The organism is Microcoleus sp. Pol17C6, assembly GCF_036701145.1.
In the GTDB taxonomy this organism is placed as follows: Bacteria; Cyanobacteriota; Cyanobacteriia; order Cyanobacteriales; family Microcoleaceae; genus Microcoleus.
In genome coordinates this window covers 20,453-34,744 of the sequence record NZ_JAUBQH010000041.1, presented here as the reverse complement: position 1 = coordinate 34,744, position 14,292 = coordinate 20,453, and the positions used below count along the sequence as shown (strand labels likewise).

The window sequence follows — 14,292 nt, the reverse complement described above, 5'->3', positions numbered from 1 at the left end:
TTGGACGTGGAAAAAGAGTATCATAAATTGGTGCGCGATCGCATTCCTGAAATTATTCGCCAAAGTGGGAATGAATGCGAGGTTGTAATTTTGTCTGAGGCAGAATACCGTCAAGCTTTGCTGCAGAAATTGATTGAAGAAGCGGGGGAAGCGGCGGCTGCTGATGAAGAAGATTTGGTGGCGGAATTGGCGGATTTGTATGAGGTGATAGATGCGGTGATGGCGAGTTTCGGCATTTCGGGCGATCGACTTTTGGACGAACAAACGAAGCGGCGGGAAGCAAGAGGAGGTTTTGCCCAAAAAATTATGTTATTGCGGACATTCTGAAAATTATCTGCGTTAATCTGTGTTTATCTGCCTCTAATCTGCGGTTACTCTATCAATCAAATTACTCAGTTAAAAAGTACATATTAATCCCAATGGGTGCTAACAAAATTAGAATTGCTAAAGATAAAGCCGAGTTAGTCAAATCCTTAACTTTATCGGATAACAACTCCGCGCCATTTCAGACTTACGCCGATGTCATCGCGTTTGCCGCAGCGTTGGGAAATCAGCGGAAAAAACGATCGCCTTTGGGGGAAATTTCTAAACGAGAACCGGGTGCGATCGATGTTGATATTTTTGTATCCAGGGGTTACGATATGGCGATTAAATTAATTGCGATCGCCGAAACCAAAAATCCTCAAATTCTCTCCCATCTCGACGAAAAATTGGAAGCAGAACGCTTGCAAATTTTTGAAGAATATGCTAATGGCGGACTGGAAATATTGCGAGAAGAGTTGCGGGGTGCGGCGGATTATACCGATCGCCTTTTGTTGGTTTTGATTTCCGAAAGAGATAACCAACATCGGTCAAATGAAGAATTCGATTTAAGCAAGTTTTTATTTTAATAGGTTTCCAATGAAGCACATCCCAAAAGATATAATCAAGAGATGCTTAAAGAAATCTGCAAAATTTCTTGTTTACATTTACTCAGCATTTATTATCTGTTATTTCATTCTCAAACTAATCTTTTGGGATAGAATAGGAATTATTGCCTTAATTAGCACTTTTAGCCCCTTAATTTTATTCCCAACTTTCCTGCTTCCCATCATCGGATTGTTGATCATCAAAAAAAGATGGTTCACTATTATTTCTGCGATCGCCTGCATTCTTCTAATAAGTTGGCTGCACGTCAAATATTTTTCTCCCGCACCAATAAACATCACAAATTCGCAGCCCAGCATCAAAATTTTATCCCATAACCTCAGTTGGTATAAAACTCAGTCACCTACTTTATCTAAGCTGATTGACCAGCAAAAACCTGATATTATATTTTTACAAGAAATTGTTAGGAAACATACTGAAAGAGCTTTCACCTGGTTAAAAGCAGACTACCCCTATCAAATTGGCACTCCCCCTGTAGGAATTCTCAGTAAATATCCCATTGTATCGAGCGAAATACTGCACTTAGCCGACCATCCAGAAACGCAGCAGCGGGCAATTATTAAATTTAAGGAACAAGAAGTAGTGATTTATAATATGCAAGCTACCGGGCCGTGGTTGAAAATATCTAAAAAATGGCGTTTTCTCAAAATTCCAGTTTACAAATATGACAAACGTTCGCCTGAAATTCAAGACTTAGTGCAGCGAGTTGAGCGAGAAACTCTGCCAGTAATTGTCGCAGGCGATTTTAATATGACAGACGAAACCCAAGACTATGACAGGGTGCAGAAAGTCATGCAAGATTCTTTCCGAAAATCTGGATTTGGGTTTGGTTTTACCTGGCCTCGCGGTTGGGAACTTAAATTCTTGGTAAAAAGGTCCAATTGGAGATTAAATTATCCCGTTTTCCGGATTGATTATATTTGGTATTCCAAGCATTGGGGTGCTAAATCTAGTTCGGTTTTGAAGGCCACGGAGTCCGATCATTTGCCTGTAGGAGCAGAACTTATTTTGTTAAAGGAAGCCAGATTGTGAGAAGTTTTATAGTCAATACCAGTCGGCGATTGCGAGTTCCGAAACTCTAGAAAATTCGTTGACATTGTGGGTGAGGAGAGTCGCTTGGAGGGCTACGGCTGTCCCTGCAATCAAAACATCGATCGGGCCGATGGGAGTACCTTGTTGCTCCAACTGGGCGCGAATTGTAGCAGCCGCAAGAGCAGCATCGCGATCGAAAGGAATAACGTTAACTCTGCTCAAAAATTGCTGAAGTTGTTGGGTGCGTTTTGCCGGCGAATTGGATTTAGCAATGGCGACTTGCAACTCAAAAAGGACGATCGTAGAAACGACTATTTCCTGGGGAGAAACATTAGCAAGGTTTTGAGCAACTTGTCCTTGACCTTTGAAATAGTAGATCAAAGTGTTGGTATCCAAAACGTACATTTACAGACTCTCCCGCAGGATGTCTTGTCCGGATTCAGCACAAATATATTCCAAGGATGGAAAATCTTTTGCCCAAGTTCCAGCAAGGGAAAAAACAAGTTCAGTCCAAGGAATCGGAGAGTCTACGGTGTCTGTTGGTTGGTTGGCGCTCAGGTGCTTGGCACAAACGAATTCAGCGAAAGTGAGAATTTCGCTGGCTTGGTCTTTGGGAAGGGTTTTGACGATTGCGTAAATCTGTTCAGCGATGGTCATAATCTGCTTCTAGGTAAGGTGCAGATTCAATTATACAAAACCAATTTGATCCCTGCTTTATCAGTCTTCGTCGCTGTGGACTTTGCCCAAGAAAAACTTAGCTCAGCACTGGCGGCAATCCTACCTCTTGCGGCTGCACAAACCTGCCATTAAAACTAACAGCTTTATCCTCAAAAGTCCTCGCTTCCGCTACCGCTTGCCGCAAATGAGCTCGCTCCATATCGTCCTGAATTCCCCCCACCAAATATACAATTAACTTCGTCGCTAAATCCTTTCCAGAAACTAGCACTCGCTTTTTGTTCGGATCGTACAATATCCCGTACCAGGCAGACTCAGGATTGTCCATGTGGCTAAATCCTTCATCGACATCGAATCTCCGGAGTTTGTCGAAAATAGATTTCAGGGAAAGTTTTTTCCTAAATACTAGAATTCCCAAAGCATTAGCTAAAGCAATTTGACCGACTGGACGGAACAAAATATTTCCCTCGCCCCCTGGCTTTTCAAAACTAAATCGGCGCAATTCCGCCGTTTCTTCGCCGCTTTCAATTCTTTGATAGCTGGGCAAAGTTGCTAAATGATCGAACAATTTTTTAAACTCTTCAATTCCCTCTTTCAGTTCTTCATCTTCGGGACGCATGGGAATTAAACCTTTTCGTTCCGGCTTCCAATGGGGGAATTTGTATTCTAAATACCGTTCGGACATATCTTGCAGCGCTTGCAATGTGGTTAAGACAGTTGATTTGGCTGCGACTGTGGCGCTGTCCCAATTGACGCGGGGATTTCTGTCATCTTGTTCTTTTAATAACGGATGGGTGACGGCAATTTTTCGGGCTGCGATCGCAAATCCGTTGTCCTCGTTCAATAATGCTAGCTGGCCCTGACTCAGCGTGACCGCCATTAGGTTAACGTGCACAAAGATCGATCGCACGCGCCGTTGTGCTTGCTGTCGCGTTTCGCCCGCTACCGCCGCCGGGATAAACTCAATCCCGATTTTTTCGTGAGCTAATTTATACACTGTTTCGGGGTCGATTTGATACTCTTCTGCTAAATCTTCCAGAGTAATTGCAGCGCCGACAGGTTTTTTATTTTTGTTGTATCTTTGCAGGATTCCGGTTTTAATTAAACTGATTAAACCTTGAACTCCCATCAGCCTATGCTGGCCGTCTAAGGCAAAAATTGAGAGTTCTTTTGAAACATTCAAAAGCCCTAAGTTCTCGTTTTTATCAAAGGATGTAAATTCAGTCGCGGATTTGGTTGCTACGCCATTTTTATCCCATTCCTCGGCTAGAGGATTGTCTACCCACGGGGGACTGACGACTACTAAAACTGCGGGGAATTTGTGCGATTTTCGGGCTGCTAAATATTGAGTTAAGGCGGCTTGGCGCGACCAATCTAAGGGACGCTGGATAATTTCGTCAATGGTTTCGTCGTCGCGGACGATGTTGTTGGTTTGGAGGTCGAATTTTTGGCGGAAAAGCGGCATTTGCGAGGCGAAACGGACGCGAGAGTCTAACCATTCTAGGGTGACTGAACCGATGTATGCTTCGCTGTTTCCCATCTGGGTTTTTTGGACGAAAATGCGATCGTCCTTTCCTAAATAATTATCTAATAAAAGTGCGATTTCCTGTCTGTCGCTATTTTCTTTTTCTAAAATTTTGCTAGCGAGGTCATCCGCTGGGTTATTGTTCATCGGCGGTTTTTAGATAATTAGGCTATTTTTTTTAAAAATATCATATATTAAATTTTCTGTCAACGCTTGTTTTTAAAAAAACATTGTGAAATACTTAAGTTATGCCCGAACAGCCCACCTAAACATCATAAAACTTGCAAAAAGTCAATAGCTATTAATGCCCAATGTCCCATGCCCCATGCCCCATGCCCCATGCCCCATGCCCCATGCCCCATTCCCAATGCCCCATTCTAAAATATGTCTACTCCTTCCTTTGAATACATTTTGCCGGTGATCCGGGGAATTCAAGCGGGCCGCGAATATTACGTGTCGATGTGTCCGGTGCGTTTTTTGCCGAAATTGTTTCCCTTTGAATCTGAAGATTTGCCGCCATCAATGCGGGCGAAACGCGCGCTTAACAAAGCTAGAATTCCCGAAATTGCTGATTATTTTGTTAAGAATCCTACAAATTATACTTGTGGGGCAATAGCTGCTTCGATTGATGCGGATATTACTTTTGAAGCTGTGGGAAATGAGGCAGAAGAACGGAAAATTGGTCGCTTGCGGGTGCCGATGGATGCTAAGTTTACTATTAATGACGGACAGCATCGGCGCGCGGCTTTTGAGATGGCTTTGAGGGAAAATCCGCAGTTGGGATATGAGACGGTGGCGCTGATTTTGTTTCTCGATATTGGGTTGGAAAAATCGCAGCAGATGTTTGCTGATTTGAATAATTTTCAAGTTCCTTTGGAGGCGTCGCTAAGTGTACTTTACAACCACCGGGACGATCGCGCTTTTGTGGTGAAGGCGGTGGTTAAGCAGGTTGAGGTTTTCCGGTGTTTGACTGAGATGGAGAGGGGGAGTTTGAACGGGCGATCGCACAAGTTGTTTGCGCTGAGTGCGATCGATCGTGCTATTATGGCTTTGCTGTCTAATATTCACGGCAGCGAACAGGCAAAACCCTCTGGTTCTCGCACCAAAAAAGAACAGAAAGAGGAAGAACTCGCTCAAAAAATACAACTGGCGGTTAGTTATTGGAATGCAGTTAGCACTTTTATTCCAGATTGGCAATTAGTTCTGCACAAGCAAGTTGCGGCGGGGGAAATGCGCCGGGATTGCGTGCACTGTCACAGTGTTGTGCTTGAGAGTTTGGGGGAAGTTGGGGCAGCTTTGCGATCGGTTTTTCCTGAAAGTTGGGAGGAACGTTTGAGCCTTTTGCAGCAGGTTGATTGGTCGATTTCTAATCCTGATTGGGAGGGAGGGATTTTGTTGAAAGGGGGGATTTCTAAGTCGAGGGCGAGTGTTAGTTGGATGACTGATTATTTGAAAAAGCGGTTGGGTTTGGAAACCGCATAGGCACGCGGACAGTGATATAATTATCTCCTGTTTCGGCTATAAAATTACTTTTTAGTCTGCTGACACTGCTTAAATTGTCTAGTTTCTGCGTTATGGTTGTGCCTTGCGGTGCTTAACTTTTTGTTGAAAAGAGTGTAAAATTTTAGCTCGGATTGTATTTAATCATAGCGGGAGGAGGAAATGACTACAGGAGAAGAGTCCGAAAATAAGAATTTAGCATACTATCGCCAACGTTTTGCAGCTCTTAATGTAAATAACACACGCCAACGTGGTCAAGCTAATCATAAGCCAATATTACTATTGTCAATCATCGATCTAATTGCTCAAGGAATAATTAGGGAAAATCGAATTTATGTTTCGGACGCCTTGGTTAAAACATTTAACAAGTATTGGGAAATTTTAGGTTCTGACTCTCACAATCGTGGTTTGTACTATCCATTTTGGCATTTGGAAGGTGATGGATTCTGGCATAAAACATTGAAATCGGGATTTAACGGTTCAAAGCCTAAAACAACTAACAAGCTAAGAGAAGCTGTAGAATACGGTAGTTGGGATAATGAATTATTCGATTTACTCCAAGACCAAAATTCTAGAGCGGAATTAATAGATACACTGATTGCTAAATGGTTTTCATCAAATAGAGACGATATTGGAGAGATTTTGCAGGTAAATCAAGAGTTTGAAAATGTTAGTCACACAGAAAGAGAAATGTCGGCTACAGCCGAAGTTTCTGACGGAGAACCGAGATTTTATTTAACAAAATCTGCTGTTAGAAATGCTTTTTTCAGGAAAGCAGTAGTACATACCTATGATTACAAGTGTGCATTTTGTCGATTGAAAGTTATCAGAAATCTAACTCAAAATATTGTAGATGGCTCACATATTAAGCCATTTTCAAAGTTCTATGATAATCAAATTAATAATGGGATATCCTTGTGCAAAAATCATCATTGGGCTTTTGACCAGGGTTGGTTTGCTATAGATGATAATTATAGAATTATCGTCGCTAATGACTTAGAAGAGGAATCCCCCAATGCCAGATGTATGAAAGATTTTCATAGTGAAACTATTCTCCTGCCCACTTCCGACCAAGATTTACCAAGACTTGAATCGCTAGAATGGCATCGGCAGAATGTATTTAGAGCTTAATAAAGTAACTGAGGTTGAAGACATGACTGAAACAATGCTACCACTTTTTCCACCCCGTACCGTTAGGGACTTAGTGGAAGAAATAAAAAAATTAAGTCAAGAAATTAGAGATTTATATTGTTTAGATGATCTACCTTGGGTTTTAGGATATTCCGGTGGGAAAGACAGCACTGCGGTAGTGCAGCTTATCTGGTATGCAATAGCAGAATTACCACCTGAAAAAAGGACGAAAAAAATTTATGTAATTACCACAGATACACTGGTAGAGAACCCGATAGTTTCTACTTGGGTACGTCAGTCATTAAAACAGATGAAGTCTGCGGCTATAAAGCAGCAGCTCCCAATAGAGCCTCATATGCTTTATCCAGATGTCAAAGATACTTTCTGGGTCAACTTGATGGGAAAAGGCTACCCAGCCCCGAGACATGGATTTCGCTGGTGTACTGAACGCCTGAAAATCCTTCCTTCTAATCGGTTTGTTCGTGATATGGTGAGAATCAATGGAGAAGTAATTCTGATATTGGGTACTCGCAAAGCTGAAAGCATTAAACGCGCTGTTTCAATGGAGAAACATGAAATAGGTCGCATGAGTGACCGTCTAAATGATAAATCTAGTTCCATTAAATCTCTGCTTTATCAGAGTCCTAGTCTGCCTAATTCCCTAATTTATAGTCCGATAGAAGATTGGCGAACTGATGAAGTCTGGATTTTTCTGAATCAGTGGCCTAATCCTTGGGAAAATAGCAATAAAGATTTATTTACCATGTATCGAGGCGCAACAGCAGACAATGAATGTCCTTTAGTTGTCGATACGTCTACACCTAGCTGCGGCAGTTCTCGCTTTGGCTGCTGGGTTTGCACAATGGTAAGCCAAGACAAATCTATGGAGGCAATGATTCAAAACGATGAGGAAAAAGAATGGATGCAGCCTCTTCTCGATATTCGCAACGAATTAGACATAAAAGACGATCGCCCCAAAAGAGACTTCCGACGCATCTACGGTAGAGTAGAACTGTTTGAACGCAACATGGGCGACGACACAACCTCCGTCGAACCCATCCCAGGGCCCTACACCAAATTCTGGCGAGAACACTGGCTGAGACGAGTCTTGGAAGCACAAACCCAAATCCGCAAAACCGCCCCCCTAGAAATGCGCGACATCACCTTAATTACCCCAGAAGAACTTAGCGAAATCCGCCGCATTTGGCTGGAAGAAAAGCACGAATTCGACGATTCTTTGCCCCGGATTTACGAAGAAGTCACGGGCGAACCTTTTGAAGATTCCCGTCCCGCCGCCGAAAGAAAACTCCTCGGTAGCGATGAATGGACTGCGATCGAAGAGATTTGCAGCGACGACAAAATGCACCTCGAATTGATGGCAAAACTCCTGGATACAGAACGCCAATACTACACAAAACCCCGCCGTACAGGCATTTACGCCGATTTGGACAAATGCTTTGAAACCAGTTCGCGATCGAAGGAAGAAGCGATTGGCAATGCCCACTATCAACGCAATTTAAAAAAAGCGGTGGAAGATATTAAAGCAAATCCGACGGAAAACATTCAGCAATTCAAAGATGCGATCGCCCAAACCAACAGTTCCGCCAAAAACGATACCGTTGATATTGCCAAACTTAAAGAAGAACTCGAAAGCAACAGCAATCAAAGCAGACAGTTGTCTTGGGCGGATATTAAATTTTCACCGCCAAATTTAGGAGGGGAAAAACCTAGCGATTAGCACGCGCTAGCCTGCGGTTAAACCCAAACTTGTTGACAGCCACCCCGCCGAGCGATCGGATACAATAGGCTGTCAACTAACCTCATTATTGCCCAAGCCTCATCGTTGAAATTACAAAATTTTTACGACCATGATTAATCCTAATATTCCCCATCAGGATATTACATACAGCATCATCGGCTGTGCAATGAGAGTACACCGGAGGACGCAAAAAGGTTTAAGAGAAAAACATTACCAAAGAGCCTTTGATGCAGAAATGATAGAAGCCGGTTTAACAACAGAAATGGAGTATCCCAGACAAATTTACGACGGTGAAGTTTGGATGGGAATCCTCTATCTAGACCATTGGGTGAATCAAGGTATTGTAGTAGAGGATAAAGCCGTAAGTTATCCAATGACCGATAAAGATAAAGCTCAAATAATAGCTTACGTAGCAGCTACAGGAGCGCAAGTAGGTTTATTTATAAACTTTGGACGCAGCAAATTAGAATATCACCGCATCCTCCCACCAAAATCTGTACAAGGTTGGCAAAAACACATTCAACCATACTTGTGGACGCCGAAAACAAGTGGCAGGGGTTGGACAAGAGGAAGTTCAGGAACCTATGAAGAAACAGATGCGGAACTCCCCTTACCGCCCAGCATTACACCCCAGAACCAGGAGGAAGATTCAACCGATGTGATTGATTGGTAGCAAGGGGGGGGGACGGTTAGCAACGGATTTTGTAACGGATGTAACGGATGATTAGTGGGTGATTACCAAATCCGCTGCTAATCGCCCCCCACCAACCAGCCATCCGTTAAATCCGCTACCAAATCCGTTGCTAACCGCCCCCCCCACCAACCACCCATCCGTTAAATCCGTTGCTAATCGCCTCCCACCAACCAGCCATCCGTTAAATCCGCTACCAAATCCGTTGCTAACCGCCCCCCCCACCAACCAACAACATCTACATCTACAATGCAATTTCTCGAACTCGTCCTCAAAAACTTCGGCCCCTATGCAGGCACCCAAACCATCAATCTCCGCCCCGAAAAAGACGGAAATCCCTGCCCAGTTATCCTATTTGGCGGCATGAATGGCGGCGGCAAAACCACCCTCATGGACGCCATTCGCCTCGCCCTCTACGGTGGCCGCGCCCAATGTTCCACCAGAGGGAATTTAAGCTACAGCGACTTTCTCAATCAATGCGTCAACCGCCACACTCCCCCATTAGAAGATACCCGCGTCGAACTAACATTTGAACAAGTCCAAGACGACAAATTAGCTCAATTCAAAATAGTTAGATACTGGAAAAAATTAGATATCAAAGATAACTTAAGCATTCTTATCTACAGCGAGATTGTCAGCGATTGGTGGTCGGACAAAGCAATTACTAACACCTGGGACGAATACATCGAAACCCTTTTGCCCGTCGGAATATCCAACCTATTTCTGTTTGACGGCGAACAAGTAAAAGAACTCGCCGAACTCGAAACACCGCCGGAGTTTGTCGTCGGGGCGATTAAATCTCTTTTAGGTTTAGAATTAGCAGAACGCCTCGCCGTCGATTTAGAAATATTAGCCGGCCGCAAGCGGAAAGAAATTGCTGGCAAAAAAGACTTGGCTGCTTTAGAGAAAATCGAAGAAACTTTTAAGAAAATTAGTGAGGAAATAGACTTAGCTAAGCAAGAACAAGCCAGCTTTAAAAACGAGTTAGATAAAGCTCAAAAGAATCAGCAAAAAGCATCAGAAAAGTTTATTTATGAAGGCGGAAAAATTGCCGCCGATCGCAGTCAACTAGACAGACAGCTAAACGACTACAGAAATCAGGCAGAAAAAACCCGTCAAGCCATGATGGAATTGGCATCAAATACGCTACCGCTAGCCCTGATTTCGCCTTTGCTAAGTGAAGCAAAAATTCAAGCAGAAACAGAAGCCAACCAGCAGCAAGCAAAGATTGCCCAAAATGTTATCAAACAAAGAAGCGATCGCCTTCTCAACTATATCGCGGAAATCTCGTTAAATCCCCAACAGCTAGATAAAATTCAAGACTTCATCCGCCAAGAAAACCAAGAACTCGAACAGCAAGCGGGAACAGACTCCCCGCCCTGGATGAACGCCGACAACAACAGCATCCAGCAACTAGAAAACCTTCTTAGCTACCAAATCAAAGCCCAGCAAATTTTAGCCCGCGACCAAATAGAAGAAATCAAAAGCATCGAAGCAGAAATCGACTTCACAGACAGACAACTGGCAGCCGCAGCTTCCCCCGAAGCCTACGAAAAACTAGAAGAAGAAGTCAGGAAAGCCCAAAAAGCAGTCGCTATCGCAGCCGCCGCTTGTGAATCAGCCAACCGCCGCGTCGATGAATTAGAGAAAGAATTAGCCAAAAACCAAAAAGAACTAGAAAGCTACAGCAGCGAATTCATCACCATCAGAAACAGCCAACACGTCATCGCCTCCATCGCTAAAGCCCAAGCCACCCTGAAACTCTTTAAAGAAAAACTCACCCTCAAAAAACTCAACAAACTCGAAATAGAAATTACCGACTGTTTCCGCTACCTGTTGCACAAAACCGACCTCGTGCACAGAGTTGCGATCGACACTCAAACATTTAGCCTCTCCATTTACGATCCAGAAGGCAAACCGGTACCCAAACACCGACTTTCTGCCGGGGAAAAACAATTGCTGGCGATCGCTTTTTTGTGGGGATTGGCGAGAGTATCCGGGAGACAATTGCCAGTGGCGATCGACACTCCCTTGGGCCGCCTCGACTCCTCCCACAGAAACAACCTAGTCGAACGCTATTTCCCCTCGGCCAGCCACCAAGTCATCCTGCTTTCTACCGACACGGAAATTGGAAAAGTAGAATACGAAAAACTCCAAGAGTTAGAGGCGATCGCCCACAGCTACCTCCTCAAATACGACTCCGCCAAACACCAAACCACCGTGGAAAAAGGTTACTTCTGGGAATGAACCGCAGATGAGGGCAGATGAACACGGATGAACGCAGATTGGATTGGATGGCATGGGAATTTTTGGTATAGTTTTGGATGTGGGATGTTTTTAACCGCAGATGAGGGCAGATGAACACGGATGAACGCAGATTGGAATTGAATGGGATTACGGAAAAAATTATTGGTTGTGCTTTTAAGGTAGGAAATACTTTAGGTTGTGGATTTTTGGAGCAAGTTTATCAGAATTCTTTGGTTTATGAACTTCGCAAAACAGGAATGCTGGTTGAACCTCAGTTTGTCATTTATGTCCATTATGAAGATATAATCGTTGGGAAATTCGTACCAGATGTGTTGGTGGAAAGATCCGTGCTTGTAGAACTCAAAGCTATCAAATCACTGGGGGAAAGAGAAATGGCACAGTGTCTAAATGTCATAAAAGCTACAAAACTAACCGTCTGCTTGCTCATCAACTTCGGCAACCCTAAAGTTGAAATTCAACGAATAGTCAATAATTTCTAAACCGCAGATACAATCTCATGCTATTATCTGCGTTCATCCGTGTTCATCTGCCCTCATCGGCGGTAACAAAATTATCAACATATGGAACCACCAGTCGATCGCATCCGCCTCTCCCAAACAGGCAAAGACCAACTATCAAAACTGAAACGATCGACCAAAATCGATCAGTGGAATATTCTATGCAGGTGGGGATTTTGCCGATCGCTCGCCGAACCCAGCATCCCATCCCCAGTACCAATTCCCAGCGACAGCAACGTCGAATTAAGCTGGGATGTCTTCGGCGGCGACATGGCCGATATCTTGATAATGGCCCTCAAGCAGCGCTGTCACCAAGATAATTTAGGCACAGAAAAAGAAACTCTAGCCAAACAGTTTCGCCTGCACTTGCACCGAGGGATTGGTTATTTGGCCGGCGATCCGAATATTAAGAAAATCGAAGACTTGGTGGCGATCGCTCTATCGCCTGAGAAATTAAGAAATTAAACGAACCGCGAAGACGCAAAGGACGCGAAGGAAGAAGGGAAGAGAAGGGATGAGTTCACAATTTACTTTAGTAAAAGCGGGAAAAAATGACCTACTGGCCCTTGACCTTCCCCAATATCCAAAGCATATTTGAGAGCAGTAGTCACATAATCCTTAGCCAATGTCACCGCTGTAAATAAATCTTTACCTAATGCTAAATTAGCGGCGATCGCAGCGCTCAAAGTACAACCAGTCCCGTGAGTATTCCCAGTGTCAACATTTTCAGTCTTCAACACATCCAACCGCGTACCGTCAAACCAAACATCAATTCCCCGCAAATCTCCCGCCATCCCGCCGCCTTTCACCAAAACAGCTTTCGCACCCAAACGGTAAATCTGCTGCGCCGCCGATCGCATATCATCAACAGAATTAATCTGCAAACCGCTCAAAATCTGAGCCTCAAACCGATTCGGAGTCACGACAACAGCCATTGGAATCAAAACATCCCGCAAAAATGCGATCGCCCCCTCATCAATCAATCGATCGCCCGATCGTGAAACCATCACCGGATCGACAACCAAATTCCCTATTCCCAAAACCTCCACCTGTGAAGCCACCGCCGCCATAATTTCCCGATTCAGCAGCATCCCAGTCTTCACAGCATCCACCCCAATATCCCCCACTACCGCCTCAATTTGAGCCGCCACAGCCTCAGCAGACAAAGCATCCACCCGCGTCACCCCCAAAGTATTTTGAGCCGTCACACAAGTCAAAGCACTCGTACCATGCACGCAGTGAAACGCAAAAGTCCGCAAATCCGCCTGAATCCCGGCCCCACCGCCACTATCAGATCCAGCCACAGTCAAAGCCACAGGAATCCTCGATTTAATCATCTTCTTTCAACCGCAGATAAACGCCAACTTTCCCCAGACACATCCCATCTTATCCGCGTTCATCAGCGCTCATCCGCCCTCATCTGCGGTTAAAATTGCCAAACAAAATTAGCTATGATTAAACCAAATGTAAAGAATTATTGCAAACAACTGTGAAAATCACCCGAATCGACCTCAACTCTTGGATCTTCCACATCTCCGGCCAAACCATCCTCGTCGATCCCTGGCTGGTCGATCCCCTGGTATTTTACGGTCAACCCTGGCTGTTCACCGCCTACCACAACACCCCCGTCGCCTTCACTCCCAGCACCTTACCGCCGATCGACCTCATCCTAATTTCCCAAGGATTAGACGACCACTGTCACAGACCAACACTCGAAAAGCTCGATCGCGCAATTCCCGCGATCGCCTCACCCACCGCCGCCAAAGTCCTCAGCAGTTTAGGCTACACCAGTATCACATCTTTAGCAAATTGGCAAGAATTTAATTATCTAGAAAAGTTACAAATTACTGCGGTACCCGGAGCCGAAATCCAGCCGGGACAGGAAGAAAACGGCTACTTGCTCAAAGATTTAAGCAGCGGCGAGACACTTTATTACGAACCGCACTTACCGCCATTAGACAAAGTTAAACAAAAAATAGACACAGTAGACGTAGCCATCGCCCCAGTCATCGGTCAAATCTTCCCATTCCTCGGACAAGTCATCATCGGCCCTTCGGAAGCCCTCAGCCTCGCCCAAACACTCAAACCTCGGTTTTTCCTGCCTACAGCGGCGGGAGACATCCGAGCCACAGGCATTTTACCAATGTTAGTGCGATCGGTTGGCAGCATCCCCGAATTTCGCGATTTGCTAGCAAAATCGGGACTTTCCACCCAACTCCTCGAACCCGAACCAGGCCAAACCCTAGAAATTTGAGATTTTAGATTTGAGATTTTAGATTTAATCCGC

The 14,292-nt window shown here is 44.4% G+C and carries 16 protein-coding genes; 11 read left to right on the top strand and 5 right to left on the bottom strand.

The features are described 5' to 3' along the window. Positions 1–6: 6 nt before the first annotated feature. From QUA25_RS19675 to QUA25_RS19665, 3 genes are all read left to right on the top strand, one after another. On the top strand, positions 7–327 hold the full coding sequence (locus tag QUA25_RS19675) for a nucleoside triphosphate pyrophosphohydrolase (protein ID WP_333040700.1): 321 nt from the start codon (positions 7–9) through the stop codon (positions 325–327). A 92-nt stretch (positions 328–419) separates the two neighbouring features. Then, a complete protein-coding gene (locus QUA25_RS19670; protein WP_333040698.1) occupies positions 420–890 on the top strand; it encodes a DNA phosphorothioation-associated protein 4 in 471 nt (156 codons plus the stop codon). A 10-nt stretch (positions 891–900) separates the two neighbouring features. Then, the gene (locus QUA25_RS19665) at positions 901–1,959 is read left to right on the top strand and encodes an endonuclease/exonuclease/phosphatase family protein (protein WP_333040697.1); all 1,059 of its coding nucleotides are present in this window, start codon (positions 901–903) and stop codon (positions 1,957–1,959) included. A 12-nt stretch (positions 1,960–1,971) separates the two neighbouring features. On the opposite strand, the gene QUA25_RS19660 is transcribed toward QUA25_RS19665, so the two are convergent. From QUA25_RS19660 to QUA25_RS19650, 3 genes are all read right to left on the bottom strand, one after another. Then, positions 1,972–2,364 (bottom strand): type II toxin-antitoxin system VapC family toxin, encoded by a 393-nt coding sequence (locus tag QUA25_RS19660; protein WP_333040695.1) that lies wholly within the window; start codon positions 2,362–2,364, stop codon positions 1,972–1,974. Then, positions 2,365–2,616, bottom strand: a complete 252-nt coding sequence (locus QUA25_RS19655) for a DUF2281 domain-containing protein (protein ID WP_333040693.1) — start codon at positions 2,614–2,616, stop codon at positions 2,365–2,367. A gap of 97 nt (positions 2,617–2,713) precedes the next feature. Next, positions 2,714–4,306, bottom strand: coding sequence for a DGQHR domain-containing protein (locus QUA25_RS19650; RefSeq protein WP_333040691.1), 1,593 nt, complete (start codon positions 4,304–4,306; stop codon positions 2,714–2,716). Positions 4,307–4,543: 237 nt separating this feature from the next. Here QUA25_RS19650 and dndB point away from each other — a divergent pair, with 237 nt between their 5' ends. The 4 genes from dndB to QUA25_RS19630 all read left to right on the top strand — a co-directional run bounded on the left by dndB (position 4,544) and on the right by QUA25_RS19630 (position 9,222). Next, complete coding sequence (gene dndB, locus QUA25_RS19645) at positions 4,544–5,641, top strand: DNA sulfur modification protein DndB (protein WP_333040689.1); 1,098 nt, start codon at positions 4,544–4,546, stop codon at positions 5,639–5,641. Positions 5,642–5,821: 180 nt separating this feature from the next. Then, positions 5,822–6,790 carry an HNH endonuclease gene (locus QUA25_RS19640; RefSeq protein WP_333040687.1) on the top strand — a complete coding sequence of 323 codons (969 nt, stop codon included), beginning with the start codon at positions 5,822–5,824 and terminating at the stop codon, positions 6,788–6,790. A 22-nt stretch (positions 6,791–6,812) separates the two neighbouring features. Beyond that, positions 6,813–8,528, top strand: a complete 1,716-nt coding sequence (dndC, locus tag QUA25_RS19635; RefSeq protein WP_333040685.1) for a DNA phosphorothioation system sulfurtransferase DndC — start codon at positions 6,813–6,815, stop codon at positions 8,526–8,528. Between the two features lie 130 nt (positions 8,529–8,658). Then, positions 8,659–9,222: a GxxExxY protein gene (locus QUA25_RS19630; protein ID WP_333040683.1), complete on the top strand. Its 564-nt coding sequence runs from the start codon at positions 8,659–8,661 to the stop codon at positions 9,220–9,222. Positions 9,223–9,273: 51 nt separating this feature from the next. On the opposite strand, the gene QUA25_RS19625 is transcribed toward QUA25_RS19630, so the two are convergent. Continuing rightward, a complete protein-coding gene (locus QUA25_RS19625; RefSeq protein ID WP_333040681.1) occupies positions 9,274–9,465 on the bottom strand; it encodes a hypothetical protein in 192 nt (63 codons plus the stop codon). Between the two features lie 24 nt (positions 9,466–9,489). Between QUA25_RS19625 and dndD the strand changes: the two genes are divergently transcribed. From dndD to dndE, 3 genes are all read left to right on the top strand, one after another. After that, positions 9,490–11,487 carry a DNA sulfur modification protein DndD gene (gene dndD, locus QUA25_RS19620; RefSeq protein ID WP_333040679.1) on the top strand — a complete coding sequence of 666 codons (1,998 nt, stop codon included), beginning with the start codon at positions 9,490–9,492 and terminating at the stop codon, positions 11,485–11,487. A gap of 110 nt (positions 11,488–11,597) precedes the next feature. After that, positions 11,598–11,987, top strand: a complete 390-nt coding sequence (locus tag QUA25_RS19615) for a GxxExxY protein (protein ID WP_333040677.1) — start codon at positions 11,598–11,600, stop codon at positions 11,985–11,987. A gap of 81 nt (positions 11,988–12,068) precedes the next feature. After that, positions 12,069–12,470, top strand: coding sequence for a DNA sulfur modification protein DndE (gene dndE, locus QUA25_RS19610; RefSeq protein WP_015179042.1), 402 nt, complete (start codon positions 12,069–12,071; stop codon positions 12,468–12,470). Positions 12,471–12,532: 62 nt separating this feature from the next. On the opposite strand, the gene thiD is transcribed toward dndE, so the two are convergent. Further along, positions 12,533–13,342 carry a bifunctional hydroxymethylpyrimidine kinase/phosphomethylpyrimidine kinase gene (gene thiD / locus QUA25_RS19605; protein ID WP_333040676.1) on the bottom strand — a complete coding sequence of 270 codons (810 nt, stop codon included), beginning with the start codon at positions 13,340–13,342 and terminating at the stop codon, positions 12,533–12,535. 152 nt (positions 13,343–13,494) lie between these two features. Here thiD and QUA25_RS19600 point away from each other — a divergent pair, with 152 nt between their 5' ends. Next, positions 13,495–14,259: an MBL fold metallo-hydrolase gene (locus QUA25_RS19600; protein WP_333040674.1), complete on the top strand. Its 765-nt coding sequence runs from the start codon at positions 13,495–13,497 to the stop codon at positions 14,257–14,259. The last annotated feature ends 33 nt before the right edge of the window (positions 14,260–14,292 follow it).

What these genes read in the sequence shown, in the direction of transcription:
- QUA25_RS19670 (WP_333040698.1), top strand. Translation starts at nt 420, where the DNA reads ATGGGTGCTAACAAAATTAGAATTGCTAAAGATAAAGCCGAGTTAGTC.
- QUA25_RS19665 (WP_333040697.1), top strand. Translation starts at nt 901, where the DNA reads ATGAAGCACATCCCAAAAGATATAATCAAGAGATGCTTAAAGAAATCT.
- QUA25_RS19660 (WP_333040695.1), bottom strand. Translation starts at nt 2,364, where the DNA reads ATGTACGTTTTGGATACCAACACTTTGATCTACTATTTCAAAGGTCAA.
- QUA25_RS19655 (WP_333040693.1), bottom strand. Translation starts at nt 2,616, where the DNA reads ATGACCATCGCTGAACAGATTTACGCAATCGTCAAAACCCTTCCCAAA.
- QUA25_RS19650 (WP_333040691.1), bottom strand. Translation starts at nt 4,306, where the DNA reads ATGAACAATAACCCAGCGGATGACCTCGCTAGCAAAATTTTAGAAAAA.
- dndB (WP_333040689.1), top strand. Translation starts at nt 4,544, where the DNA reads ATGTCTACTCCTTCCTTTGAATACATTTTGCCGGTGATCCGGGGAATT.
- QUA25_RS19640 (WP_333040687.1), top strand. Translation starts at nt 5,822, where the DNA reads ATGACTACAGGAGAAGAGTCCGAAAATAAGAATTTAGCATACTATCGC.
- dndC (WP_333040685.1), top strand. Translation starts at nt 6,813, where the DNA reads ATGACTGAAACAATGCTACCACTTTTTCCACCCCGTACCGTTAGGGAC.
- QUA25_RS19630 (WP_333040683.1), top strand. Translation starts at nt 8,659, where the DNA reads ATGATTAATCCTAATATTCCCCATCAGGATATTACATACAGCATCATC.
- dndD (WP_333040679.1), top strand. Translation starts at nt 9,490, where the DNA reads ATGCAATTTCTCGAACTCGTCCTCAAAAACTTCGGCCCCTATGCAGGC.
- QUA25_RS19615 (WP_333040677.1), top strand. Translation starts at nt 11,598, where the DNA reads ATGAACACGGATGAACGCAGATTGGAATTGAATGGGATTACGGAAAAA.
- dndE (WP_015179042.1), top strand. Translation starts at nt 12,069, where the DNA reads ATGGAACCACCAGTCGATCGCATCCGCCTCTCCCAAACAGGCAAAGAC.
- thiD (WP_333040676.1), bottom strand. Translation starts at nt 13,342, where the DNA reads ATGATTAAATCGAGGATTCCTGTGGCTTTGACTGTGGCTGGATCTGAT.